The following is a 23,832-nucleotide window of genomic DNA, read 5'->3' on the forward strand; positions in this document are numbered from 1 at the left end:
TTTGAAACCAGTCTATGTAAAAATCCCAAAACCATGAGTTGGTGAATCTATTCCCCGCTATAAAAAAAATGGCCACAGGAAATGAGGTCCGTCATTTGATTTGTACCGATAATGTGTAATTTGTTACAATAACATGGATAACTTTATCATATTATGGCACATCAAATGAGAACATTGGGAATGATAGGCGGGACCTCTTGGCATTCCACTATTGAATACTACAGGTTGATCAACGAATCGGCATCGGAACGGATCGGCCAATGGTCCAATCCGCCCCTGATCATACACAGTATCAATATCGAAGTGATGCGGGAACAGAACAAGGAAAAGATCAATGCCACTTATCTGGACACCGCCAACAAACTCCAATCCGCAGGGGCCGAGGCGATCATCATCTGTGCGAACACCCCCCATATGGCCTACGAACATGTGCAGCCCCAAATTGACATTCCCATATTGCATATTGCGGATGCCACAGGTCAGGCGGCCCAAAAACAAGGGCTCAAAAAACTGGGGCTACTGGGCAACCGACCTACCATGACGGGTGATTTTATCCCAAAGATCTTAAGGAACAATTATCGGATGGAAACCATAACTCCAGAAGGGGATGCCATCAACCAAGCCCATGGGTATGTCTCCAAGGAACTGACGCAGGGCATTTTTTCTGATCAAGCGAAACGCTTCTTTCTGGATCAAATAGTACTGTTAAAGGAAAGGGGTTCGGACGGAATCATTTTGGGATGTACCGAGCTTCCCTTGCTCTTGGAGCAGAGCGATGTGAACATACCCACACTTGCCACAACGGACCTGCACGCACAAATGGCGGTCGATTTTATTTTTGGCGAACTATGACCCCAGATGGGTTCCTGTCCTGTTAAGCCCATGTTAAAAATCCTTTGTGTAACATTCGTTACTGCAAAGAGCTTTATTATAAGTTAATTTTATCATGAATTTAATATCAATAAATATAACTTATAATACTATGGAAAATTCCTATCAAGAAATCGAAAAGGTCAATCAAATGCCAAGAATCGGGGACATTGCCCCTGACTTTGAGGCTGTTACCACTAAAGGAAAAATAAAGTTCTCCGAGTTCGCCACGGATAAATGGACGGTAATGTTCTCCCACCCAGCGGATTTCACACCGGTTTGTACTACAGAGATGAGCGGTTTTGCCCAACGAAAGGACGAGTTCGACGCCATGAACACGGAGCTTTTGGGCCTGAGCATCGACAGTATCCATGCCCATTTGGGATGGGTCCAGAACGTAAGGCAAAATACCGGTGTATATTTTGATTTCCCGATTATCGCCGATCTGGACATGAAGGTATCCAAACTTTACGGAATGCTCCAGCCCAATGAAAGTGAAACTGCAGCGGTCCGTGCCGTTTTCTTTATCGATCCATCAAAGAAAATCCGTTTGATCATGTACTACCCGCTCAATGTTGGTAGAAACATGGACGAGATATTAAGGGCCTTGGAAGCACTTCAAACTTCGGACAAACATAAGGTTGCCATGCCCTTGGATTGGAAAAGAGGAGAAAAAGTCATAGTATCCCCTCCAAAGACCCTTGACGAGCTCAATGCAAGGATCGAGGACGAATCCCTTGAAAAAGTGGATTGGTACCTTGCCAAGAAAGAGATTTAAAAATAATGTTGAATTCGGGACGCCCGACCTAGGGCGTCCTTAAACCCAGATACTTTTATATGGAAATCAAACAATTCGAATACAAACCATTGGCCCATTATTCCTACGCCATCGTGGACAACGGTGAAATGGCCATCATCGATCCGGAGCGGGACCCCATGCAGTACTATGCATTCGCCCAACAGCACGATGCTCGGATCGTAGCGGTGATAGAAACCCATCCACATGCGGATTTTGTGAGTTCCCACGTACAGATACGTGAAGAGACCGGTGCATCCATTTATCACAGTAAGGACCTGGGGGCTGATTATCATTTTGAACCTTTTGATGAAGGCCGGCACATTATGATCGGGGATATCAAGGTTTCCGCATTGAATACGCCCGGACACTCGCCGGACAGTATCACCATTGTAGCGGAAAAAGATGGAAAAACAGCACTTTTCACAGGTGACACCTTGTTCATTGGCGATGTTGGACGGCCAGATCTTCGGGAAAAGGCAGGTAACATGACCGCAAAACGCCAAGAGCTGGCAGAAATGATGTACGATACCATCCAGAATAAATTCAAAGATCTGCCCGATGGGGCCTTGGTATACCCAGCACACGGTGCCGGCTCCCTTTGCGGAAAAAACCTGAGCGCCGACAACAGTAGTACCCTCGGGAACGAAAGAATGGGCAACTGGGCCTTTAAACCACAATCGAAAGAGGAATTCGTTGCCACATTGTTGGACAGCCAACCCTTTATCCCCTCCTATTTTGGGTATGATGTGGATACCAATAGAAAAGGTCCCGAAAACGTGAGGACCTCACTTGCACGAATCCCCTTAAAGCTCAATACGGTCATTGATGGACTTATTGTGGATACCCGTGAGGAGGGAACCTTCAAAAAAGGACATCTGCCAGGTAGCATCAATATCATGGCCGTGTCAGAGGATTCCAAGTTTGAAACTTGGTTAGGCGCCATAGTCCGGCCGGAGGAGCCCTTTAGCCTGGTCGTTGAAAAACCGGAGGATATGCAAAAGGTGTTGGAACGCATCGCCAAAATAGGGTATGAGCAACAGCTAAGATCGGTGATCACCCTTGACGGGGCCAAAACGGTGCAGAGCCATAAACTGGACCTGACCCACTTCAAGAACAATCCGGACAGTTATACCATTGTTGACATACGTAACAGTAGCGAGGTCGAGGAAGGCAAATTTTTTGAACAGGCGCTTTCCATTCCATTGAACGACCTTAGAAATTCACTATCGGACATTCCCAAGGACAAACCTATCATTGTCCATTGTGCCGGTGGTTACCGCAGTTCTGCGGGAAGCAGTATTGTCGAAGGGCTGGACGAAAACGTACAGGTCTACGACCTTAGTGAGAATGTAAAGGATTTCAGTTAGGCGCTACCCCTCGATAACGAGGGGTTTTTTAATGTTCAGTCCCCTTAAAATGAATCGATCACCAATACGCCCTGGTGGTTGAATCGGTCCATTTTGGGAAGTTCCTGGGCCGCCTCCTCCAGAGATATGGTCCGTTCCACCAATTGTTCGGGCCGTAATTTGCCGGATCTTACCATTTCGAGCATTTCCGGGTAGCGGAAGGCCTGCATGCCATGGCTACCAAAAATCTCCAATTCATGGGCCAATACCAAGTCCATGGGCACCTTAGGGTGTCTATGGTCACCGGTCATCAATCCTACCTGGATATGCCTACCTCGCTTTCTTAGGTTGGCTATGGAATTATAACAGGTCGCTTGGCTGCCCAGGGCATCAATGGATACATGGGCGCCACCCTGGGTAATCTCCCTTATCTCGCCCACTACACTTGACCGTTCCTTGGCATTTATGGTCCAAGTTGCCCCAAGGGATCTGGCAAGGCCAAGGGTCCGGTCGTCGATATCAACGGCTATGACCTCAGCCCCAAGTGCATTGGCGATCATAATGGCGGAGAGTCCAACGCCACCACAACCATGAATCGCTACATATTGACCACCTTGTACCTTTCCTTGGTCCACAACGGCCCTGAACGAGGTGATGAACCGACAACCCAAAATTGCGGCCGTCACATCCGCGATTTGGTCCGGTATGGCCACCAAATTGATATCTGCATGATCTAGGGCCACATATTCCGCAAAGGAACCCCAATGTGTAAAACCAGGTTGGGTCTGGTAATCGCAAACCTGGTGGTTTCCGGACCGGCATTCCCGGCAAGATCCACATCCGCAGACAAAGGGAACGGTCACCCGGTCTCCTAGCCTGAAATTTTTAACATCCTTTCCAACCTCGGCAACGATACCCGCCAATTCGTGGCCGGGCACATGTGGCAGTTCAATATCCGAATCGTGCCCCATCCATCCGTGCCAATCGCTACGGCATAATCCCGTAGCGGAAACCTTTATGATCACACCGTGATCTTTCGGGCTGGGATCGGTAACATTTTGAACACTTACAGGACCCTGGAACTTTTCATAAACAATCGCTCGCATCGGCATTGGTGGTTTGTTGGTTGTTTCGGTAAACTTACTGCAAAAATACCTGCCCGAAACAAAAAAAGTACAGCGATCAAATAGTGACAAGGCTCAATGTATGGATACAAATGGTAGCTTATCTTTGTTGTAAAGCTGGCCAAGATGGATCAAATGCTCATCCCCATTCTCATAGGACTTTATGCACTGGTCGCCCTGATCATGGTGATAGGGCTATTATTGAACGGTGTCAGGCCAAGCAAGACACTGGCATGGCTATTGGCCATTTTTACCATTCCAGTGGCGGGGGTACTTTTTTATATTCTTTTCGGAAGGAACAGGAGAAAGAGCAAGTTGTTCACCCTAAAGAACCAATTTGCCACCGTAGGGGAATTCAGGACCATACATTGTTATCCGGAGCTATCGGGAAATAAACAGAAAATCACTTCCTTGATAGAAAATACGGCCAAGTGCCCGGTGACCTGCCATAACCGATTGGAATTGCTAAAAGATGGTAAGAACACCTTTGAGAGTATTTTCCGCGCCATTGAACAGGCAAAGGACCATATTCATTTACAGTACTACATATTTGAGGACGGGGTATTGGCCGACAAGCTCTTGGAGGTCTTCGAACGCAAAATCGGGGAAAACGTGACCATTCGATTGCTCTATGACGGTATCGGGAGTTACTCCCTCAGTAAAAAATATTTAAAAAAGCTTAAGGCCATCGGAGTGGAAACGGCCCAATTTCTACCATTCAAGTTCGGAAGGTTTCTATCCGCCCTCAATTACAGGAACCATCGTAAGATCATCGTTATCGACAACAAGATCGGTTTTACCGGGGGCATCAATATATCGGACAAATACCTCAAAGGGGATCCCGCTTTGGGCAAATGGCACGATACGCATTTAAAGATCGAAGGGGAAGCCGTGGACTTTTTGAACCGGACCTTTGTCACGGACTGGTTCTTGGCCAGTGAAAAAAAAGTGGATGTCTCATCGTTCCATATCCATACCTTGCCCCAAAAAGGAACATCACTGCAAATGGTTCCCAGTGGCCCGGACGACGATTTTGATGTGATGGAACAGGTCTATTTTTCCATCATCAACAGTGCCGAGAAATACCTTTACATCGTAAACCCTTACATCATTCCCAACCATGCCATATTGCAGGCATTGATGACGGCGGCACTGAGCGGTGTGGACGTTCGTATCCTAATGTCCTCGAGTACGGACATCAAACTTGTGGATTGGTGTGTGAGGGCCTACTTCGAGTCCTATCTAAAGGCCGGGATCAAGATATATCTCTATGATGATGGTTTTTTGCACAGCAAGGTCATGCTCTGTGATGATGAGATCGCGAGCATTGGAACGGCAAACCTGGACAACAGGAGCCTGCAGCAAAATTACGAGGCCCAGGTATTTGTGTACGACAAGGCACTCTGTGGATCCATGAAGAACGATTTCTTGCAGGACTGTCAAAAGGCACGGCTATTGAGCGATTACAAAGCTTACAAGGAAAGGCCTTGGACAAAAAAACTGATCGAAGGTTTCGCTAAATTATTGAGCCCTTTGTTATAGCATTACACTTTCAAAGCCCAGCTCATTTTTACAGCTCCTGTCCCCCTCCCAACAATCAAGGTTATAGATGGTGGTCTCGGCAATACGTACCAGGGCCTCTTTGGTCGCAAACGCTTGGTGGGGGGTCAACAATACATTGGGCTGTGCAATCAGTTCCTTCAACAGGGCATCATGGAGTCCCGACTTGGTGTGGTCCATGAAAAAAGTGCCCCTTTCGTGTTCGTAGACATCAGTCGCGTAGCCCGCAAATTCACCGTCCTTTAGCGCCTTTATCAAATCATCCGTCTTTACGATACCGCCTCTGGCGGTATTGACCAACAGGGCATCCTTTTTCATTGCCTTGAACAGGGATTCGTTAAAAAGATGGTGTGTCTCGTAGGTCAATGGCGTGTTGATGCTAATGATGTCCGACACTCTGCACATTTCCTCCAAGGGCAGGTATTCCACCTCGCAGTGGTTTTGGAGATATTGGTTTCTTTTGATATCGGTGGCCACTACCTTGCAACCAAAGGCATGAAAGATATGTACCAAGTTGGAACCGATACGTCCGGTGCCGAAAATACCAACGGTCTTGCCATGAAGATCGAAACCAATCAGGTCGTCCAACAGAAAATCGTACGCCTGTACTTTTTGATGGCTTTGTATCAATTTACGGTTGAGCGCCAACAAAAGTCCAATGGCGTGCTCCGCTATGGTATGTGGTGAGTATTCTGGAGCATTGGCCACCTTAAGACCGATCCGTTTGGCCGATTTGACGCTTACATTGTTATATCCGGTCGATCTCAAGGTGATGTACTTTACCCCCATCTCACGGAGAATTTCAAGGACCACTAGGGATGCATCATCATTTGAAAAAATGGAAACGGCTTCGTACCCGGCCGCCATGACCGCTGTTGTGGGATCAAGGGAGTCGGGCACAAACCTCATTTTATGTTTGCCCGCATTTTGCTTTTCCAGGTTTTTTATCTCAAAATCCTTTGCGCTGTACACCAATACTTTCATATGCTTTGTTAAATCTCTTTTAGGTTAGCAGTCGTTTTTGTTTTTTACGTTTGATCACGTTGGACACGATATCGAACATTTTGGTCTTCGCATCCCTATACTTGATAAAATAATCCTCCACTTCCATGGCCAGGTCATTGTGGGTGTCCAAATAAGCCGCTTCCATCTTCTCTTGGTTTACCTCATCAACCATGATCTGGAGTTGGTTCTCGTGCAACTGAACTTTCTTGAAAAGTTCGATCAGGTCCTTTTCGGATTTGTTGAGCGATTCCACTACAGGCTGTACGGTCTTGAACATATCGGAATCGATGATATCCAAGGTGTAGTCTTTAACCATATTGTCAAGGAATCTTTGTTCGTCCTTGGCGAACTTTAGTTCTGAGAACCATTTTTTTGATTCTTCATGTAGTTCGTCCGCACTGAACCATTCTCTGAACTTTCTTTTGTTTGATGCTGTTTTCATAATGCAATATTTTAAGCGGCAGATGGAGCTTCACCTGCCGCAGTTGTTCTTTAGGCGACCTCTATGACCTTTTTATGGTCTTTCTTGGCCTCTTCCATTTTTAGGACATTAAGTTTAAGGATACCGTTTTCGTACACCGCCTTGACCTCTTTGTTATGGTCGACAGATGTTGGTAACTGCAGGGTCCTGGTAAATGCATTGTAGTTGAATTCCCGACGGGTAAAGTTTTCGTCCTCTTCTTTTTCCTCTTTACTCTTTTGTGCGGAAACCTCCAGTACATCGTCTTTCATGGTGATCTCGAAATCTTTCTTTTCAAATCCCGGTGCGGCAAACTCGATTTCAAAATCATCCTTGTGTTCCTTCACGTTCATAGCAGGGTGGGTTTTTTCCAAATTGAAAAAATCATCATCGATGAACGCATCCTGATTGAAGAAATCAATCAATCTCTCATTCCATGGAAATCGCTTTCCATCCAATTTTACAAGTGACATAACTACTTAATTTATAGATTCATGTAAATGTGCGGCAATCCGACCAGGCAACATACCTTACAGTGGCAGCCAACCAGATCAGTATCAGGGCTTTTTCTTTTTCAGTATGGACCCGGCATAATCATAAACCTCCTTTTTAAGTGCTATATAAGCCTTGATATAATCCGTCATCCTGTCTTTGAGTGCCAGGTGACTTTCGTAGTATGGCCCATCGCACTCCGGCCGGGAACATTCAAAAATGCCCCCTAGTTCGTTCTCATGTTCCTTGATGGCCTTGGAGAGGGACCTTCTGTCCTTTTTTGAAGTGACAAAATGTTGTTTGAACAGCTCCAAAAGTTCAAAAAGTTCGGGTGTCCTAGGTTCAAATACATAGGAGTCCAGCATCCCTTGGATAAAGAGCATTTCGTCTTCGATGAACTGCAAATAGGACTTCCAGTTCTGCAGTTCACCGCGCATTATCTCTATTTTCCTATCCCTTACCATCATCATTGGGGAACTTTTACTTGTATTCGATCATGAATATAATGCTTGTTCGGTGAACCTGAAATGATCTACATCATACGGAAAGCCCGATCAGTTTCCATCGGGGTAGCGATCATCCAGGCCAAAAGATCGTTTTACCAATGCCTTGAACTGATTTTGGCTCATACTGTCCACTGTTTCGGTGGCCTTTACCTTATCCGCCAGATCGGGGTGGTTCTGTTTCAGCGCCTCCAAAAACCTGTCCGGTGTCTCTGCCGGCCCAAAAATACCGATCCGGTCCGCCCCGGAGATCTTTTCCGCGATCGTTTCAAAATACTTTTTCAACTGGTGCTTTTCCCGCTCCAAGTATTTGCTGTCCTGTACCACATCTTGTGGACCCCATTTTGTCTTGGACCTTGATCCTCCCTTGGGGTTGAAAAATTCCAGTTCCGAAGGAATGTTATAAAAACGTTCCTTCCCTTTGTCCAGTTCCACTACGTTGGCCTCTTGTTTGTCCAACCATATACCTACTTGCTTCATGACTCCTGCTTTTTTTTAGTTATCGTTGAGTTCCAAAATGGGCACCTTTGGGTCGTACCCTATCTTTTTCACCAAGGGATTGGATAGTATGCTACCGAAGAAAAGATGTTTTTTATTGAGAAAGGCTACCATATCACACCCGTTATCGTCTATAAAGGTATTGATGCCCCTACTTATCTTATCGGCCGGTAAAAAATGCATTTCATGATCCGTGCCCTGTAAAATTTCCTGTAGGAGTTCCTTATTGGCCTGTTCCTTTCGGTCCAGCGTACCGTCCCTGTCCCTGTCTATATGCACTACATTGATCTTGGCATCCCATAGGCGGGCCAGCTCGACCAAATCGGACATTTTTCTTTTTTTAAAGGCGGTCCTGTAATCTGTGGGGAAAACAATTTCCTTTAATCCGCCCAACCTATACCCGTTTGGGACGGCGATGACCGGACACTCCCTTATCTGTTCCATTACATTCACCGTATTGGTACCGAAAATACGTGCCTTGGACTCGGTGATACCTTTGGTGCCCATCACGATAAGGTCGATATCCTTTTTGGCAACGGTGCTTTTTACGGCTTCTGTCAAACTGTTCAGCGTCGTCTTGGTATGAAACCGGTGTTTGTCATTGCGTGGGTGAAGTTCGATCATTTGCATCACGCGCTGCATGGCCTCCTCCGACTCTTGTTTTGCCGCTTCGTAATAAGGTTCCCCTGTTTCCGGCACGCGCATACTGTCCAAGGTATAGCCAGAGACTTGAAAGGCGTTGAGAATATAGAAGTCACAACGCACATTCTGATATAGATCCATTGCATAAATAATTGCGTTCCATGCATTTTGGGAATAATCGGTGGGTAACAATATCCTCTTGTCCATGTTGATCTTGTTTTATGGAAAAGTTACGTCCCCTTGGGATCAAATCCTATGATATAGGTCAATTCGGGTTGTCGGGCAAGATCAAGAAAGGCACCTTTAACTTGGTGTTGAGTTCCTTGATGATCCCCTTACCGATAAACTCGAGAAAAAAGTGGTGTGGATGGTAGACCATACAGAGCATATCGATGCCCCAAAGTTCTATGAATTCCAAAATAGTGTTCACCTTTCCGTCAAAAACGGGCAGTTTGACCTCTTTGGAGGCATCTGCGGAAACAGCTTCAAGAAAGTCGGACCTATGTTTTTTTACCAGGGCGTCCCCTTCCTTCTCCTCAATGCTCATAGGTATGATCTCGCTGTCCATCAATCCTCCGAAAAAAGTAATGGTATCGATGTTCTTTTGGGAAATGGGGTTGGCGTAATTAGAGGTAAAGGCCAATTTTTCGACCTTTTTAAAGTCGATTTCCAAAGGGACCACCAAAACGGGACAGCTCTTGATATCCCGTACCAATTGCATCGCATTGTTACCGAACAATATATGCTTGATCTCTTCCTTTTCCTTGTTGCCTATAACGGTCACATCCACCTTTTCCTTAAGCGCATAAGCCGCAATACCGGTGGTCAGATCACAACAGAGGGGTACTTTTTTAAACATATGCCTTTCATTCTCCCCTGCATCCCTGACCAAACGGTGGACCAGGGCATCCAGTTCCTGAATGGCGGCAGATTCCGCTTTTTCCTTTTGGGGATCGTTCCCGCTACTGCAAACGTTGACAATATGGAAAGTGGCTGGTCTGTCCTTGAACAATCGGGCCGCATAATACAATGCGTTATAGGAATTGTTCGAAAAATCGGTGGGCACTAATACTTGTAACATGTCTTTTATTATTGGTTATAGGGAAGTACTAAAAATGGGACTTTGCTATGCAGGCCCACATTTTTGATGATGGGTTCCACAAAAAGGCGCTCAATGAACGAATGCTTGTTCTTGACCATGGTCAACAGTTCTACCGGTACCTTCTCCTGAAAACCGTTGATCGCGGTAATCAACCCTTGGTCTGACAGGTCGTAAAACTCATAATTGTACTCCAAAAGCCTGCCTTCCAAATAGGCTCTTCGTTCTTCCTGTTCGGGATCCAGTCCCTCGGGAGCGGTTACGTGGAGCACATGGAGCTTGGAATGCCACAGTTTGGAGAACTTGAGCAAAAAATCAAGATCGGGGCTTTTGTAGTCCACTTCGTAATCCGTGGGGAACAAGATATTATAAGGTGGCCTGTACCGAAAATCGGAAGGGACCGCCAAAACGGGGATCTTCGATTTTTGGATGACGTGCACCGTATTGGAACCGAAGAGTATTTCCTTGGCCCCTGTTGCCCCTTGGGTTCCCATTACGATAAAATCGATGGTCTCCCTTCTGGATATGGAATCGATCTCTTCCACCAAGGTATTGAAGGCAGCATGGCCGACATACTGGTGCTTGGCATTGTTGAACTCTTTCTTTATCCGATCAATGGTTTTGTCAAGGGCCTCCTCCGCCCTGTACCGCTCATCATCCGGCAAGCCCAATTGACCCGGACTTCCCAAGGCGTAATCCACACGGTACACCGGTGGTGTATAGGCATGTACCAAGTAAAATATGCAGGTAGCATCTTCCAATAACCTTACGGCATACGAGATGGCATGGTATGCATTTTCGGAGAAATCGGTGGGCAGGACTACTTTGATCATGGCACGGTAGTGTTTATAGCTTTATGGGAACAAAGCTATTTGGAACCGGCATCATATACCATGATTTCCATCACATTGCGAGAATTTAACACTATCCCAAGGAAGTCCAAAAAAGAGGGTCATTCGTGAATCACAAAAAATGGGATCTTGGTATGAAAGCTTATTTGCTCGACCGTGGAATCGAACAAGATCTGTTGGATAAAGTTCAGGTTCTTGGCCACCATGACCATCATATCGATGTCCCTGCTTTCCACAAAGCACTGTATGGCCGATTTGACCTTTTTATTGGTGATGGTATGGAAGCTATGGAGCCCCGGGAATGTTGCCTCCATGAAATCGGAGAGCTGCTCTTTGTTCTCTCGCTGTTCCACATTGAGCACTTCGTCCTCTTTGATGGCGTTCATGATCCTAAACTTGGAATGGCCCAAACGTATCATCTCCTCCATGGGATGTAAAATGTGCAGGGAATAAAAGATATTGAAATCGGTGGGAAAAGCTATTTCCCTTGGTTTGGCGAGCACGACTTCTTCCGGTACAACAAGGGTATTGCACTGTACTTTGGTGATCACATCGCCCGCATTGCTCCCAAGCACCTTCCCCTTGATCCCGTTGGCGCCCTTGGTCCCCATGACAATGAGCTCGATCTTATGTTCCTCGATATGTTTCTTGATGCTGGGAATAAAAAAACCGTACTCGTGAAGCGCAAAGAAAAAATGATTAGCCTCCGTGCTGTGTCTACGACTTTCCCTGACCAGATCGGTCAATTGGCCCTTGGTATTGTCGGTGGGACCGCCTCCCACCTGCTCAAAGGACTCGGCATCCCTTTTGGTATCCAGCAAAGTACCCACATAGAGCAAATGGAAATTGCATTCTACCGAACTGAAGAGTACTTGAGCATACTTCAAGGCCCGCAGGGAGTTATCGGAAAAATCCGTTGGGACCAGAATATTTTTCATCTGTCATGAATTGATGGGGCAAGTTTGTGATTCAGGGTCAAAAAAGGAATGATAAATATCACTTGCGCCTACAGGGCACCCATTTTATCAATGTACCTGTTCGAGTGCCTCCCTATCGAGCACGATGATATTCCGGTTCTCGATGGCGATCAATCCCTCGTGCTTAAAGTCGGAAAGGGTCCTGATAAGGCTCTCGGTGGCAATGCCCGCCACTCCTGCCAGATCGCTCCTTGCGATCTTCAGGCCCCCGTCCTTGTCCCTGTGCATTGCCTTGGCATACATCAAAAGGGTCTGGGCGGTTTTCTTTCTCACGGAGCTATAGGCCATCTGGAGCAGCTGTTTTTTAATATTTTCCAAATCCCCGGCAATGACATCCATCAGTTCAAGGGATACGTTTCTGTTGTCCTCCAAAATGGCCTTTACCTTTTCCTTTGATATTCCTGCGAGTTCAACATCCTCCAAGGCCACGGCATATTCTTGATAGGGCAAGTGGTCGGTAAGGGAGGTAAATCCCAAAAAATCGTCCTCGGAATAAATGGAAGTGATCAGTTCCTTGCCCTCCTCGTCCAATCCACAGCTTTTTACCACTCCCTTAAGGATCAGGTAGACCATATTGGAATGTTCCCCTTTGGCATAGACCGTCTCCTCCCTTTTAAAGGAGAATATTTGGCCATGGTCGTCGAAAAAGTTTTTGAGCTCGTTCAAGTTCCGTATTTCCTCTCCCCATTGCACTTTTTTGGGATGTTCGACCAACACGCGCTCCATGTGCTCCGCCTTTTCAAGACGGCAATTGATGGCCGACAGGAGTTCCTCTTCCTCGAAAGGTTTGGTCAGGTAATCATCGGCCCCTAGGTTCATTCCCCTCCTCACATCCTGTCTTTCGGTCTTCGCAGACACGAAAATAAAAGGAATATACCTTGTCGACTCCGTTGTGGAGAGGGCTTCCAAGACCCCGTAGCCATCCATTTCGGGCATCATGATATCGCACAGTACCAGATCGGGGCGATCCTTTATCGCCATTTCCACTGCCATTTTACCATTGGATGCGGAACGGACATCAAAACCGGACAGTTCCAACAGTTCGGCCATATTTTCACGTAGTGAGGTGTCATCCTCGACCAGTAGTATCTTTTTCATTTTCTTCTGTGTTATGTATTGGTAGGTAGAGTGTAAAGGTCGATCCAACGCCCATGGCACTTTTAAAGGTCACATTGGCCTCGAGGTTGTGCATATGCTGGCGGACAATGTTCAGACCTATACCGGTTCCTTGAAAGGTAAGCACATTACTGGCCCTAAAATATCGATCAAAAATAAAGGGCTGATCTTCCGGGGGTATCCCAAATCCATTATCGATCACATCGATTCTCAACTGGTTCCCATCTTTGGCGACCTTAAGTTCAATATCGGAATGTTCGGGCGAATATTTTATGGCATTGTGCACGAGATTGGAAAGGGCGAGGCCCAATATTTTTTCATCAAAATAGACCACTATCCCATCAATATCCTCGGGATAGCGAATCCGCTGCCCTTCCTTTAAAAGGGTATTGGAATCATAGACCACCTCATTGATCAATTTGCTCAGTGGAAAACGGACCATGTTATATTTCACCTTGCCCATATCCAACCGTTCAATGGAGAGAAAATCGGTCAGGATATTATCCAGGTACTTTACCTTGGATTTGATCGTGGAGATATGTTTGTCCCTTTTGTCCTGTTGTTCGGTATCCGTATACTTCGTCAAAAGTGAGGTGGAGGTCAATATACTTGTCAGAGGCGTCTTGAACTCATGGGATACCAAGGATAGGAACTTCGTCTTGAGCTCGTTGAGTTTTTTCTCCGCCTTCAAGGCCTGTTGCAACTGTTGTGTCCGTTCCTCGACCGTATGCTCAAGTTGCTCGGTATAGTTCTTTCTTTCGGTGATGTCCAGCACAATGGCCACGAAAACCTTTCTTTTCCCTATCGAAGATAATTGCAGGTGGACCTCTACCGGATAGCGGGTCCCGTCCTTTCGTTCATGGACCGTTTCAAAGATCACCTTTTCCCGTCTTGAGGAGAGCAATGGCGAGACCAATCGCTTCATGACATCGATGGTGACCTTGGGCTTGATGTCCATTACGGACATATCGCTCAGTTCTTCCATCTGGTAGCCCAGATTGAGCTGTGCCCCACGGTTGACGTTGATGAAGGTAAACGTTTCCACATCAAAGACATAGATTTCATTGAGGGATTCATCAAAGATCTGGAACCAGTAGTCAATGGTCTGTTCCGCCTTTTTACGTTCGGTGATATCCTTGATCAGGGCGAGCACATAATGCTTCTGTAATAGTTTGAATGGGTTCAAGCTGATTTCCAAGGGAAACTCCTCCCCTCCCTTCCGGACTCCCAAAAGGTCTACTTCCGGTCCCATTTGCCTGGATTTCCCCTTGGCGATAAAATCGGACACCAAGGTATCGTGCCTGTGCTTGAAACGTTCGGGAATCAGATCTTGCAGGGGCTTGCCATTGAGTTCCCCGGTCTCATAATCGAACATTTTGTTGGCCGCTGAGTTACTGGCCGTGATCAGTTGTTGATCATTGACAATAAGGATGCCCTCGGAGATGGCCTCCGACAAAATTCCTAGTACGTTACTTTTTGCGAACAGTTCCAAAACAATAAATAAATTTACTGATTTAGATCATGGGGGGAAATTATTTACATGAGTATATTTAAGATCGATCACTGAAAATTTACAGAAAATGTTGGAATCCAAAAAAGAACTCGGCAATAAACTGTACCAAAACCTGGGCAAATTGTTCTACGCCATTGCCATGGCCGACCACAGCGTACATATGAAGGAAATGGAAAAACTCAATGAAGTGGTCAAGGACCATTGGCTGGATGTCGATGATATAGAGGACGCCTATGGCACCGATGCGGCTTTCCAGATCATATCCGTTTTTGACTGGCTGTTGGAATATGAAAAGGATCAGGAAGAGATCTATGAAGAGTTCGAAGCCTTCTACATGGACCACAAAGTAGCCTTTACACCGGCCATAAAACATTTGGCCATGTCCACCTCCAGGGCAATAGCAGCAGCCTTCTCCGGTAGCAACAAGTCCGAACTGATCTTATTGGGACGCCTTCAGTTACTTTTTGACAAATGATCACAGCTTGATGGTCATCACTGGCATTTTCGCGTGATTGGATACATTTTCGGCCAAACTGCCCACTACAAAATGTGCGAGCCCCTTCCTGCCATGGGTGGGGATCACCAATAGGTCGGCCCCTTGTTCAGCGCAGTAGTTCAAAATCCCCCGTTCCACACTATGGTGGTTGTAGAAATTCACCTTGACCTCCTGGCCCAATGCTTTCTTAAAGGATTCCATCCTTTTCTCCACATCGTCATATCCCATAAAATTGGCACCCGCGGTATTTACATATACCACCTCGAGGGATGCGGAAAAAAGATCCGCGAATGCCTTGGCCTTGGTATAAACGGGAATGCTCTCCTTTCCAAGATCACAGGCAAGGACCATTTTTGCGATCTTGAAATCCTCGTGCTCGCCCTTTATTACGATCACCGGTAATTCCGAGCTCCTGACCACCTTTTCGGTATTGGAACCGACGAACAGTTCACTGAAACCACTTGTCCCATGGGAACCCATCACCACAAGATCGCAATGCTGCTCCCTGGCCACATTGTTCACCTCCTCAAAATCCTTGTAATTCTGGATTATGGCCTCAACGGGCACTTCTTTGAGATATTCCCTTTTGGTGAACTCCTTGATCTTTTCCTTGGCGAGCTTTAGAAAGTATTTGGCCTCGGCCTCCTCGGCTATCTCAGAATTGGCCAATACCGAATCGGAGATTCCGATCATATGGAGCAATATGATACCTGCTCCATGTTGTTTGGCTATTTTGGAGGCTACTTGAAGTGCGTATTCGGAATGTTCCGAGAAATCGATGGGTACCAATATTTTTTTCATGATGTCCAGTGTTTGAACAAAATAGTGCCGTTCCTTCCATACAAAGGCAGTTTCCAAAAGTCCTATGCCGGCAACAGCTTCCATTTGTTTTAATGTTGACCTTAAAATTAATCAACATCATCAAGGGCTCCTATGACCAAGGTCATAAACCCTTGGGCTCCATAAAAGCTAACCCAGTGCCTCAAGTCTCTTTTTTAAGGAGGCCACTTCCTGTTGTAGGCTTTCCACTTGTCCCAGCAGGTGATAAATGGCCTGTATGCCCTCCGGGTTGATTTCAAGCTCGTTGTGCAACCGCACCATTTTCTCCATCAAGGGAAGCTCCTCGATAGGGAAGCGGCTTTCCTCCTGTCCATATTCCACTTGCACGATCTCGTACTCGCAAAGCGTATGAACAAAGGATTCGCCCACCCCATGGAGCTTACAAAAAGTCTTTACCGAAATATAATTATCTTGTTTCATGACGTCTAAACTAGGTTGGTTTTCTCAAGGGATTCGAACAGTTCGCGCTGTTCCTGTGTCAGTTGCTTGGGTATTTTGACCTGATAGGTCAGGTACAGGTCACCGAACTGTCCCTCTTTCTTGTATTTAGGGAACCCCTTGCCCTTCAATTTTACCTTGGTACCGTTATCGGTTCCCGCTGCCACTTTCAATTTTACCTTTCCCGTCAAGGTCTCCACCTGTATCTCACCGCCGAGGACTGCCTTTACCAAGGGAACCTCTACCGTTTTATAGAGGTTTGCCCCATCCCGTTTGAAGGCGGTATGGTTGACGATCGAAAAGGTTATATATAGATCTCCTGCCGGTCCCCCTTCGATTCCGGGGCCACCATGTCCCTTTATCTTGATGGTCTGTCCATCCTCGATACCGGCCGGTATGGTCAGGCGAATATTTTTGCCGTTCACCGTAAGGGTCTGTTTTTGGGGCGTATATACGTCCATCAAAGACAGTTGCAATTGGGCATTGTAATCCTGGCCCCTAAAACGTACACGCTGTCCCCCGGCTCCAAAACCTTGGCCACCTCCTCCGAACATGGATTCAAAAAAATCCGAAAAATCTTGATCGGAACCGCTTGTTCGGCTATAGGTGTAACCCGATCGATCACCTTGTCGACCTTGTTGGGCCCTGGAGCGTTTCGCCCTTTCGAACTCCTCGGCATGCTGCCAGTCTTGGCCGTATTCATCGTATTTCTTTCTTTTTTCGGGGTCCGACAATACTTCATTGGCCTCGTTGGCCCGCTTAAAGTTCATCTCCGCCTCCTTATCGTTCGGGTTGAGGTCTGGATGGTATTTTCTCGCCAATTTGCGATAGGCCTTCTTAATGTCTTCGGTGGACGCTTTTTTATCCACTCCAAGTACCTTGTAATAATCGATAAATTCCATAGCTCGATACAACAATCTGAATTCTTGAACTCCTTTACCGCCACATCGACGGTCATACTCAAATTTCGGTAAAATTACCGGTTATCGCCAATGACCTTTATCAGGATTGGTCCGACCGCTCGAATCGGAATTTCACTTTTATATCTGGGGAGCAAGGATTACCTTTAAGAGAAAAACAAGCGTACCGATATGATCGTCCATCAATTTGACCAGTCCCCCTCCATACTCAACACCTTTATCGCGGAGATAAGGGATGTGAACATCCAAAAAGACCCAATGCGTTTCCGTAGGAACATTGAACGAATTGGTGAAGTACTGGCATACGAAATGAGCAAATCCTTGGGGTACACGGAAAGCGAGGTAAAGACCCCATTGGGCACCAAAACATCCTTATTATGCACCGAAAAGCTTGTGCTCTGCTCGGTATTGCGGGCAGGGCTGCCGTTGCACCATGGCATTCTTGGCTATTTTGATGGGGCCGAGAACGCTTTTATATCGGCATACCGACACCATCCCAACAACGATGATGCCTTTGAGGTCATTGTAAAATATTTTGCCGCACCCGCCTTGGACGACAAGATCTTGGTATTGACCGATCCGATGTTGGCCACCGGAAAAACTTTGGAAAACGTGCTGGATTCGCTCAAGAGCCATGGGACGCCCAAACAGATCCATATCATTTCGGTGATCGGTTCCAAGTCGGGCCTGGCCAAAGTCGAAAAGGTATTCCCAAAGGATACCCATCTTTGGATCGCGGCCGTGGACGAACACTTGACCAGCAAGGGATATATTATTCCCGGGCTTGGTGATGCCGGGGACCTCAGTTACGGTGAAAAATTGTAGGATATCCCATGTCTTAGAGCAGGATTTCGACCATTTCGTTCATTTGAGGTATATGGCAGTCCCATCCCTGGACTTCCCGAATTTTTTTTCCATAGGCTTCCATTGCGGACTTTTCCCCATGGACCAGGAAAACCTTTTCAGGAACATTTTTGATGTTCCCCATCCAGGTCAGTAGTTCCTTTTGGTCCGCATGTGCGGAAAGGCTTTCCAAATGATGTACTTTGGCCTTAACGGGAACATACTTTCCATATATTTTCAGTTCCTGGGCCCCTTCCAACAATTTTCTTCCCCGGGTCTCCTCGGCCATAAACCCGACCAATAAAATAGTTGTGGTCTGGATATCGGCCAGTTGTTTGATATAAGTGAGCACGCGTCCTCCCGTTACCATTCCACTTCCTGCAATGACGATTTTGGGCCTAGGGTCGTCAATGGTCTCCCATGTTTCCGCATAGGAACTTACCAAATTGATATGGTTGCACATGTTCCTGTATTCCGAAGGACCGAGTTTATGCCAGTCGGGGAATTTCTTGAAAACTTCCAGTACGTTGTTTCCCATAGGGCTATCGACAAAAATGGGGATGTTTGGAATACGGTTGCGCTGGTAGAGTTTCCAAAGTTGATACATCAAAGACTGTAAGCGTTCCACGGCAAACGACGGTATGATCAAAGTTCCTTTGTGCTTCAGTGTATCGCGTACTAGCCCTGTCAAAATCTCCTCCACGTCCTCATCGGGATGCAGCCTATCACCATAAGTGCTTTCCACAAAAAGATAATCGGCCCATTCCGGTCGCTTGGGAGCGTCCAACAATTCATCCCGTTGTCTTCCCACATCGCCCGAAAAGACCAGACGTTTACCAAATAGGTCGATTTCCAGATAGGTCGAACCAAGGATATGCCCATTGGCCAGGAACCTTACGGAACAATGATCTGAAAGGACCACCTCGTGGCCCTCCTCCACCGGGGCAAAAAAATTCATGGCAAAGGAGGCTTCCGCTTTGGTATACAATGGCAGTGCGGGATCATGCTTACTGTAATGCTCCTTATTTGCCCTTTCGGCCTCCTCCTCCTGTATCTTGGCACTGTCCTCCAGTATGATCCTAGCGATTTCCAAGGTAGGTGCGGTTCCCAACACCTTGCCCCGAAAGCCTTGGCGAACCAACAACGGAAGGTATCCGCAATGGTCGAGGTGCCCATGGGTAAGCAGGACATAGTCTATATCCTTGACCGCTATGGGCAATGATTCCCAGTTTTGTTTCCTAAGCTCCTTTACCCCTTGGAAAAGGCCACAGTCCACCATGAGCCTTATCTCCTCGGTATGTAGGTAGAACTTGGAACCTGTAACGGTCTCTGAAGCTCCCAAAAAATGTACTTGAAGTCTTTCCATGATCATCTTAGAGTTTGCACAATGTTTTCATTTCCTTTAATATCCGTTGTTTTCTACCATTGGATACCCCGAGATGGTCAAGTAAAAAACTGTTCTTGATCAATTCCCTGCACAGGACCACGTCCCGATCGAGCAAAAAATGTTTCTCACGACCGGATAGCAATGTGGATACAGTGATGGGATAGAGCTTCAGCCTATCTATCCGTTCCTTGAGACCATCACCAAAGGGAAAGTCCCAGCTCAACAGGTAGAGCCCGACGCATTGTCCGTAGGCAAGGGCATCTTGGGTAAACCGCGTATTGGTCACCAACCATGCCCGTGTATCCTCAAAACCGCCATCCTTTTCTTTATCGAGGGGAGGTTTGACATCCATGTACCTGGAATGGATATACAGCGGAACTTTCACATTGCATTTTAGGCCGTCCTCTCCATGGAACTTACATTCAATGATGTTGAGGGTCCCATTTTTGGTGGCGATCACGTCTATTTCATGGGAAACACATGTTCCCTGCAACACTTCGCCCACTTTGGTTCGGTAGCCCGAATAATGCAAAACTCCACTGACGAACCTTTCAAAGGGAAAACCCGTGGGCCCCAATTCGTAAATGGCCTTTTTCAATTTGTATTTGGATGCGAAAACGGATTCCTTTTTCTTCAAAAGGGCAAAGGCTCGGTTGTATATTTCCTTGGTGGATATGCCCGGATAGAGTTCATCCCCTACCCGATGCACGATTTCTTGGATCGTTTCATCCGTGGCCCCACTATGGCGAAGGGAACTTTCCAGCTTTTCCACTGAAAACCGGACCTTTTCGCCCGTTGATTTGGTGATATGGAACTCCTCGGTGAGCATACCACTAAAATACGCAACCTTTTAAAATCCACTATCATTGGTTCCATCTTTTGTCCAAGGGCATTATAAATCGATTTATGACAAAGGACTCTCGGCAACCTCCACTTCCCTTACCGTCCTTCCTTTTTGGAAGTAAAGGCGGATATCCTCCAATATCAAATACAGACAGGGCACGATTACAAGGATAATGGCCGTGGCAAATACAATCCCGAATCCCAGGGAGATCGCCATGGGAATGAGGTAAAAGGCTTGGCTGGAAGTCTCCAGGATGATGGGTGCCAACCCACCAAAGGTTGTCATGGTGGTTAGGATGATTGGACGGAACCTCCGCAATCCGGCCTCATGTATGGATTTGTAGATGGGGTCCCCTTCCTTTCTGCGTTTGTTCGCATAATCGATCATGATCAGGGAATCATTGACCACAACACCTGAAAGGGCAATGACCCCCATCAAGCTCACAAGTGACAGGTCGTAACCCAAAAGGATATGGCCTATGACGGCACCGACGATACCAAAAGGAATGGCCGTCATCACGATCAAAGGTTGCACGTAGCTGCCAAAAGCAACGGCCAACAGTGCATAGATCAACAGCATGGCAATGGCAAATCCGGCACGAAGTGTGCTGGTGCTCTCCCGCATATCTGCCTGGCTCCCTTCAAAGGTCCATGTGATACCCGGGAAGTCGGCACGGAGTTGGGGCAGCGTCTCCTCCTGTACCTTGGCAATTACCCTGTTCACGGCATTGGCGGGCTCTACGTCCATCCCTACATTGACCACCCGTCGTCCGTCCCTTCGGTTGATACTGGTAAAGGCCTCGCGCTGATTTACCTCGACCACGTCCATCAGGGGCACCTCAACCCCGTCCTGGGTCCTGACAAGGAAATTTTCAAGGTTCATGATGTCCTTTCGCTCTTCCATAGGTAGCTTTACCCGTACTTCAATTTCATCCATTCCCCGGAGCTGCCTCATGGCCAAGGCACCAAAAAAACCGTTCCTGACCTGTCTTCCCACATCATTGGAGGTCAATCCAAGGTTCCTTCCCTGTGGCAACAACTTAAAATCGTACTGCAGCTTTCCCTTATTGTAATTATCCGTCACATCACGGGTATTCGAGAAAGCCTCCATACGTTCCACAAAAGCGGTACTGGCCTTTTCCAGTGCATTGATGTCGGTATGACTCAAATCAATGCTAATGGCCTGTCTGGCACCACCAGGACCACGTTCTGCTTCAAAGGTAATCTGATCGACGCCCTCAATGTCACCAATGTTGTCACGCCACAGGGCAATAACCTCACCAGCGGTGATATCCCTTTGGTCCGGTGGCAACATTACGATTTCGACGTCGATGAAGTTCTGCCCCCTGACATTGGTCTTGATACCCTCGGCCACTTCGTACAGATCGTGTTCCTCGAACATCCGTTGTGTGGCATCGGAGATGTCATGCGCCACTTTGGCCGCTTGGTCCGGGGTGGTACCCACGGGCAAACGGACACCGGCCTCGATTTCGTCCGCGGCCACTTCGGGCATCATGATCATGCCCATATGCCCACTATATCCATAACCGCCGACAATCAATAGCAGGGCAATGGCCGCGGACAAGGTAATGTAACGATGCCTTAGGCAAGTGTCGAGCAAGGGACGGTACCTTTTATCCACGAATTCATTGAATTTGTTGGCAAAAGCACCTTGCCAACCCTCGAGTTTTTGGACCCATTTGTTCTTGCTCGGATCCTTTTTCAAATGGGCCAAATGGGATGGAAGGATGAACAGGGCCTCCATTAAGGAGACAGCGAGTATGACGATTACCACGGCGGGCAATGGCTGCCAAAACTTACCTGTTTCCCCTGGCATGAACAGCAACGGCACAAAAGCGATAATGGTAGTGGTTATACTGAAGACCACGGGCAGGGAAACATCCTTGGTACCCGCAATGGCCGCTTTGATGGGACTTAGGCCCTTTTTACGGTATTCGTACACATTTTCCCCCACAACGATGGCATCATCCACAACGATACCGAGCACGACCAAAAAACCGAACATGGAAATCATGTTCACACTGATTCCGATCAGGGGAAGAAATATCATCCCCCCGATAAAGGAAACGGTCATTCCCATCATTACCCAAAAAGCGAGTCTGTATTCCAAGAACAGGGTAAGGATCAACAGTACGATGATGATGGCCAGCACTCCGTTCTCGGTAAGGAGCGACAAACGCTCACGATAATCTGCGGCGCGATTGCTATCGGTCCGGAACTTTACCCCTGGTGGCAATTGAAAATCTTCAAGGATTCCCATGGCCACGTCCTCGATTTCCATGGGGGACTGGTCCCCTATCCTAAAAATCTGCAGTTCCACATAGTTCTCCTGATTGAATTGGCCGTGGAAACCGGTCTCCTCAAAACCATCGGTAATGGTGGCAATATCCCCTAAGCTGACCTTCGCCCCCGAGGGTGCGGAGACCACGGTAATGTTTGCATATTCGTCCGCCCATTGTTTGCGCTCCTTCATACGCAACAAAATCTCACCGCTCTGGGTCTGTACCGCACCTGCGGGAACATCATTACTGCTCTGGCGTATGATGTCGGCGACCTGGCCAAGGGTGAGGTTATATTTTTGAAGGTTGTTCCGGGTAATCTCTATGCGGGTCTCATAGTCGGGAACATTGTTGAGCTCCACTTGGGTGATCGCTGGATTGCTTAGAAGAATGGTCCTGAGCCGCTCGGCCAGGATCCTCAATGTCCAGATATCCGCCTTTCCGTACAGACCGATCTGCAAAACGTCCCGTTGGCGGGACCTAAGGCTCACCTCCGGCCTTTCGATATCATCGGGAAAGGTACGGATACGGTTGATGGCCTGATCGATATCCTGAAAAGCCTTCATCCGCTCGGAACCGGCGATGAGCTCGATGCTTATCTCCCCTGAGCCCTCGTTGGCCTGGGAAACGATTTCCTTGATTCCCTGAACGCTCCGAACGGCCTCTTCGACGGGCTGTAGCACACCTTGCTCCACCTCAGCCGGTGAGGCCCCGGGATAGGCAACGGAGACATCCACAAAATCCAATTGAAATTCAGGGAACACCTCCTTTTGAATTGTGTACATGGTAAATATACCACCACCCAACAGTATCAACATCAATAGATTGGTGGCAATGGAATTCCGGGCCATATAGCCTATCGCCCCTTCTTTTCTGACTTTCTTTTCCTTATCCTTTTCCTCCATCATCT

The 23,832-nt window shown here is 47.2% G+C and carries 24 protein-coding genes; 6 read left to right on the plus strand and 18 right to left on the minus strand.

Annotated features, from left to right (window positions below; translation table 11 throughout):
• Window positions 1–153 precede the first annotated feature (153 nt).
• From PY091_RS18320 to PY091_RS18330, 3 genes are all read left to right on the plus strand, one after another.
• Window positions 154–852 (plus strand): aspartate/glutamate racemase family protein, encoded by a 699-nt coding sequence (locus tag PY091_RS18320; protein ID WP_275650932.1) that lies wholly within the window; start codon window positions 154–156, stop codon window positions 850–852.
• 130 nt (window positions 853–982) lie between these two features.
• The gene (locus tag PY091_RS18325; protein WP_275650933.1) at window positions 983–1,648 is read left to right on the plus strand and encodes a peroxiredoxin; all 666 of its coding nucleotides are present in this window, start codon (window positions 983–985) and stop codon (window positions 1,646–1,648) included.
• A 59-nt stretch (window positions 1,649–1,707) separates the two neighbouring features.
• Window positions 1,708–3,036, plus strand: a complete 1,329-nt coding sequence (locus tag PY091_RS18330; RefSeq protein WP_275650934.1) for an MBL fold metallo-hydrolase — start codon at window positions 1,708–1,710, stop codon at window positions 3,034–3,036.
• 44 nt (window positions 3,037–3,080) lie between these two features.
• On the opposite strand, the gene PY091_RS18335 is transcribed toward PY091_RS18330, so the two are convergent.
• On the minus strand, window positions 3,081–4,121 hold the full coding sequence (locus PY091_RS18335; protein WP_275650935.1) for a zinc-dependent alcohol dehydrogenase family protein: 1,041 nt from the start codon (window positions 4,119–4,121) through the stop codon (window positions 3,081–3,083).
• A gap of 153 nt (window positions 4,122–4,274) precedes the next feature.
• On the opposite strand from PY091_RS18335, the gene cls reads away from it, so the two are divergent.
• Window positions 4,275–5,681, plus strand: a complete 1,407-nt coding sequence (cls, locus tag PY091_RS18340) for a cardiolipin synthase (protein ID WP_275650936.1) — start codon at window positions 4,275–4,277, stop codon at window positions 5,679–5,681.
• Here the strand turns inward: cls and PY091_RS18345 are convergent.
• The 11 genes from PY091_RS18345 to PY091_RS18395 all read right to left on the minus strand — a co-directional run bounded on the left by PY091_RS18345 (window position 5,676) and on the right by PY091_RS18395 (window position 14,834).
• A complete protein-coding gene (locus PY091_RS18345; RefSeq protein ID WP_275650937.1) occupies window positions 5,676–6,683 on the minus strand; it encodes a 2-hydroxyacid dehydrogenase in 1,008 nt (335 codons plus the stop codon). The two genes, cls and PY091_RS18345, sit on opposite strands and share 6 nt — an antisense overlap.
• 19 nt (window positions 6,684–6,702) lie before the next feature.
• Entirely contained in the window at window positions 6,703–7,146 is a 444-nt protein-coding gene (locus PY091_RS18350) for a hypothetical protein (protein ID WP_275650938.1), read from the minus strand.
• A 50-nt stretch (window positions 7,147–7,196) separates the two neighbouring features.
• Window positions 7,197–7,637, minus strand: a complete 441-nt coding sequence (locus PY091_RS18355) for an Hsp20/alpha crystallin family protein (RefSeq protein ID WP_275650939.1) — start codon at window positions 7,635–7,637, stop codon at window positions 7,197–7,199.
• A gap of 84 nt (window positions 7,638–7,721) precedes the next feature.
• A complete protein-coding gene (locus PY091_RS18360) occupies window positions 7,722–8,126 on the minus strand; it encodes a hypothetical protein (protein ID WP_275650940.1) in 405 nt (134 codons plus the stop codon).
• Window positions 8,127–8,210: 84 nt separating this feature from the next.
• Window positions 8,211–8,639, minus strand: a complete 429-nt coding sequence (locus PY091_RS18365) for a hypothetical protein (RefSeq protein ID WP_275650941.1) — start codon at window positions 8,637–8,639, stop codon at window positions 8,211–8,213.
• A 15-nt stretch (window positions 8,640–8,654) separates the two neighbouring features.
• Window positions 8,655–9,506, minus strand: coding sequence for a universal stress protein (locus PY091_RS18370; RefSeq protein ID WP_275650942.1), 852 nt, complete (start codon window positions 9,504–9,506; stop codon window positions 8,655–8,657).
• Window positions 9,507–9,564: 58 nt separating this feature from the next.
• Window positions 9,565–10,380 carry a universal stress protein gene (locus PY091_RS18375; RefSeq protein WP_275650943.1) on the minus strand — a complete coding sequence of 272 codons (816 nt, stop codon included), beginning with the start codon at window positions 10,378–10,380 and terminating at the stop codon, window positions 9,565–9,567.
• An 8-nt stretch (window positions 10,381–10,388) separates the two neighbouring features.
• A complete protein-coding gene (locus tag PY091_RS18380; protein WP_275650944.1) occupies window positions 10,389–11,231 on the minus strand; it encodes a universal stress protein in 843 nt (280 codons plus the stop codon).
• Window positions 11,232–11,350: 119 nt separating this feature from the next.
• Window positions 11,351–12,187 (minus strand): universal stress protein, encoded by an 837-nt coding sequence (locus PY091_RS18385; RefSeq protein WP_275650945.1) that lies wholly within the window; start codon window positions 12,185–12,187, stop codon window positions 11,351–11,353.
• An 87-nt stretch (window positions 12,188–12,274) separates the two neighbouring features.
• Window positions 12,275–13,324: a response regulator gene (locus tag PY091_RS18390; protein ID WP_275650946.1), complete on the minus strand. Its 1,050-nt coding sequence runs from the start codon at window positions 13,322–13,324 to the stop codon at window positions 12,275–12,277.
• Complete coding sequence (locus PY091_RS18395; protein WP_275650947.1) at window positions 13,296–14,834, minus strand: sensor histidine kinase; 1,539 nt, start codon at window positions 14,832–14,834, stop codon at window positions 13,296–13,298. Before PY091_RS18395 ends, PY091_RS18390 begins: the two co-directional genes overlap by 29 nt.
• A gap of 88 nt (window positions 14,835–14,922) precedes the next feature.
• On the opposite strand from PY091_RS18395, the gene PY091_RS18400 reads away from it, so the two are divergent.
• Window positions 14,923–15,330, plus strand: a complete 408-nt coding sequence (locus PY091_RS18400) for a hypothetical protein (RefSeq protein ID WP_275650948.1) — start codon at window positions 14,923–14,925, stop codon at window positions 15,328–15,330.
• On the opposite strand, the gene PY091_RS18405 is transcribed toward PY091_RS18400, so the two are convergent.
• The 3 genes from PY091_RS18405 to PY091_RS18415 form a co-directional block, all read right to left on the minus strand.
• Window positions 15,331–16,236 carry a universal stress protein gene (locus PY091_RS18405; RefSeq protein ID WP_275650949.1) on the minus strand — a complete coding sequence of 302 codons (906 nt, stop codon included), beginning with the start codon at window positions 16,234–16,236 and terminating at the stop codon, window positions 15,331–15,333.
• Between the two features lie 84 nt (window positions 16,237–16,320).
• Window positions 16,321–16,611: a chaperone modulator CbpM gene (locus PY091_RS18410; protein ID WP_275650950.1), complete on the minus strand. Its 291-nt coding sequence runs from the start codon at window positions 16,609–16,611 to the stop codon at window positions 16,321–16,323.
• A 5-nt stretch (window positions 16,612–16,616) separates the two neighbouring features.
• The gene (locus PY091_RS18415) at window positions 16,617–17,531 is read right to left on the minus strand and encodes a J domain-containing protein (RefSeq protein ID WP_275650951.1); all 915 of its coding nucleotides are present in this window, start codon (window positions 17,529–17,531) and stop codon (window positions 16,617–16,619) included.
• A 189-nt stretch (window positions 17,532–17,720) separates the two neighbouring features.
• Between PY091_RS18415 and upp the strand changes: the two genes are divergently transcribed.
• Window positions 17,721–18,374: a uracil phosphoribosyltransferase gene (gene upp / locus PY091_RS18420; protein ID WP_275650952.1), complete on the plus strand. Its 654-nt coding sequence runs from the start codon at window positions 17,721–17,723 to the stop codon at window positions 18,372–18,374.
• A 13-nt stretch (window positions 18,375–18,387) separates the two neighbouring features.
• Here upp and PY091_RS18425 read toward each other — a convergent pair whose 3' ends face one another.
• The 3 genes from PY091_RS18425 to PY091_RS18435 all read right to left on the minus strand — a co-directional run bounded on the left by PY091_RS18425 (window position 18,388) and on the right by PY091_RS18435 (window position 23,830).
• Window positions 18,388–19,758, minus strand: coding sequence for an MBL fold metallo-hydrolase RNA specificity domain-containing protein (locus tag PY091_RS18425; RefSeq protein WP_275650953.1), 1,371 nt, complete (start codon window positions 19,756–19,758; stop codon window positions 18,388–18,390).
• Between the two features lie 7 nt (window positions 19,759–19,765).
• The gene (locus PY091_RS18430) at window positions 19,766–20,608 is read right to left on the minus strand and encodes an ATPase (protein WP_275650954.1); all 843 of its coding nucleotides are present in this window, start codon (window positions 20,606–20,608) and stop codon (window positions 19,766–19,768) included.
• A 75-nt stretch (window positions 20,609–20,683) separates the two neighbouring features.
• Complete coding sequence (locus PY091_RS18435; protein ID WP_275650955.1) at window positions 20,684–23,830, minus strand: efflux RND transporter permease subunit; 3,147 nt, start codon at window positions 23,828–23,830, stop codon at window positions 20,684–20,686.
• Window positions 23,831–23,832: the final 2 nt, after the last annotated feature.

This window comes from Flagellimonas okinawensis, assembly GCF_029194005.1.
Lineage (GTDB): Bacteria > Bacteroidota > Bacteroidia > Flavobacteriales > Flavobacteriaceae > Flagellimonas > Flagellimonas okinawensis.

Excerpts from the sequence above, each read along its gene's own strand:
- PY091_RS18320 (WP_275650932.1), top strand. The coding sequence starts at position 154 with ATGGCACATCAAATGAGAACATTGGGAATGATAGGCGGGACCTCTTGG.
- PY091_RS18325 (WP_275650933.1), top strand. The coding sequence starts at position 983 with ATGGAAAATTCCTATCAAGAAATCGAAAAGGTCAATCAAATGCCAAGA.
- PY091_RS18330 (WP_275650934.1), top strand. The coding sequence starts at position 1,708 with ATGGAAATCAAACAATTCGAATACAAACCATTGGCCCATTATTCCTAC.
- PY091_RS18335 (WP_275650935.1), bottom strand. The coding sequence starts at position 4,121 with ATGCGAGCGATTGTTTATGAAAAGTTCCAGGGTCCTGTAAGTGTTCAA.
- cls (WP_275650936.1), top strand. The coding sequence starts at position 4,275 with ATGCTCATCCCCATTCTCATAGGACTTTATGCACTGGTCGCCCTGATC.
- PY091_RS18345 (WP_275650937.1), bottom strand. The coding sequence starts at position 6,683 with ATGAAAGTATTGGTGTACAGCGCAAAGGATTTTGAGATAAAAAACCTG.
- PY091_RS18350 (WP_275650938.1), bottom strand. The coding sequence starts at position 7,146 with ATGAAAACAGCATCAAACAAAAGAAAGTTCAGAGAATGGTTCAGTGCG.
- PY091_RS18355 (WP_275650939.1), bottom strand. The coding sequence starts at position 7,637 with ATGTCACTTGTAAAATTGGATGGAAAGCGATTTCCATGGAATGAGAGA.
- PY091_RS18360 (WP_275650940.1), bottom strand. The coding sequence starts at position 8,126 with ATGATGATGGTAAGGGATAGGAAAATAGAGATAATGCGCGGTGAACTG.
- PY091_RS18365 (WP_275650941.1), bottom strand. The coding sequence starts at position 8,639 with ATGAAGCAAGTAGGTATATGGTTGGACAAACAAGAGGCCAACGTAGTG.
- PY091_RS18370 (WP_275650942.1), bottom strand. The coding sequence starts at position 9,506 with ATGGACAAGAGGATATTGTTACCCACCGATTATTCCCAAAATGCATGG.
- PY091_RS18375 (WP_275650943.1), bottom strand. The coding sequence starts at position 10,380 with ATGTTACAAGTATTAGTGCCCACCGATTTTTCGAACAATTCCTATAAC.
- PY091_RS18380 (WP_275650944.1), bottom strand. The coding sequence starts at position 11,231 with ATGATCAAAGTAGTCCTGCCCACCGATTTCTCCGAAAATGCATACCAT.
- PY091_RS18385 (WP_275650945.1), bottom strand. The coding sequence starts at position 12,187 with ATGAAAAATATTCTGGTCCCAACGGATTTTTCCGATAACTCCCTGCGG.
- PY091_RS18390 (WP_275650946.1), bottom strand. The coding sequence starts at position 13,324 with ATGAAAAAGATACTACTGGTCGAGGATGACACCTCACTACGTGAAAAT.
- PY091_RS18400 (WP_275650948.1), top strand. The coding sequence starts at position 14,923 with ATGTTGGAATCCAAAAAAGAACTCGGCAATAAACTGTACCAAAACCTG.
- PY091_RS18405 (WP_275650949.1), bottom strand. The coding sequence starts at position 16,236 with ATGGAAGCTGTTGCCGGCATAGGACTTTTGGAAACTGCCTTTGTATGG.
- PY091_RS18410 (WP_275650950.1), bottom strand. The coding sequence starts at position 16,611 with ATGAAACAAGATAATTATATTTCGGTAAAGACTTTTTGTAAGCTCCAT.
- PY091_RS18415 (WP_275650951.1), bottom strand. The coding sequence starts at position 17,531 with ATGGAATTTATCGATTATTACAAGGTACTTGGAGTGGATAAAAAAGCG.
- upp (WP_275650952.1), top strand. The coding sequence starts at position 17,721 with ATGATCGTCCATCAATTTGACCAGTCCCCCTCCATACTCAACACCTTT.
- PY091_RS18425 (WP_275650953.1), bottom strand. The coding sequence starts at position 19,758 with ATGGAAAGACTTCAAGTACATTTTTTGGGAGCTTCAGAGACCGTTACA.
- PY091_RS18430 (WP_275650954.1), bottom strand. The coding sequence starts at position 20,608 with ATGCTCACCGAGGAGTTCCATATCACCAAATCAACGGGCGAAAAGGTC.
- PY091_RS18435 (WP_275650955.1), bottom strand. The coding sequence starts at position 23,830 with ATGATGGAGGAAAAGGATAAGGAAAAGAAAGTCAGAAAAGAAGGGGCG.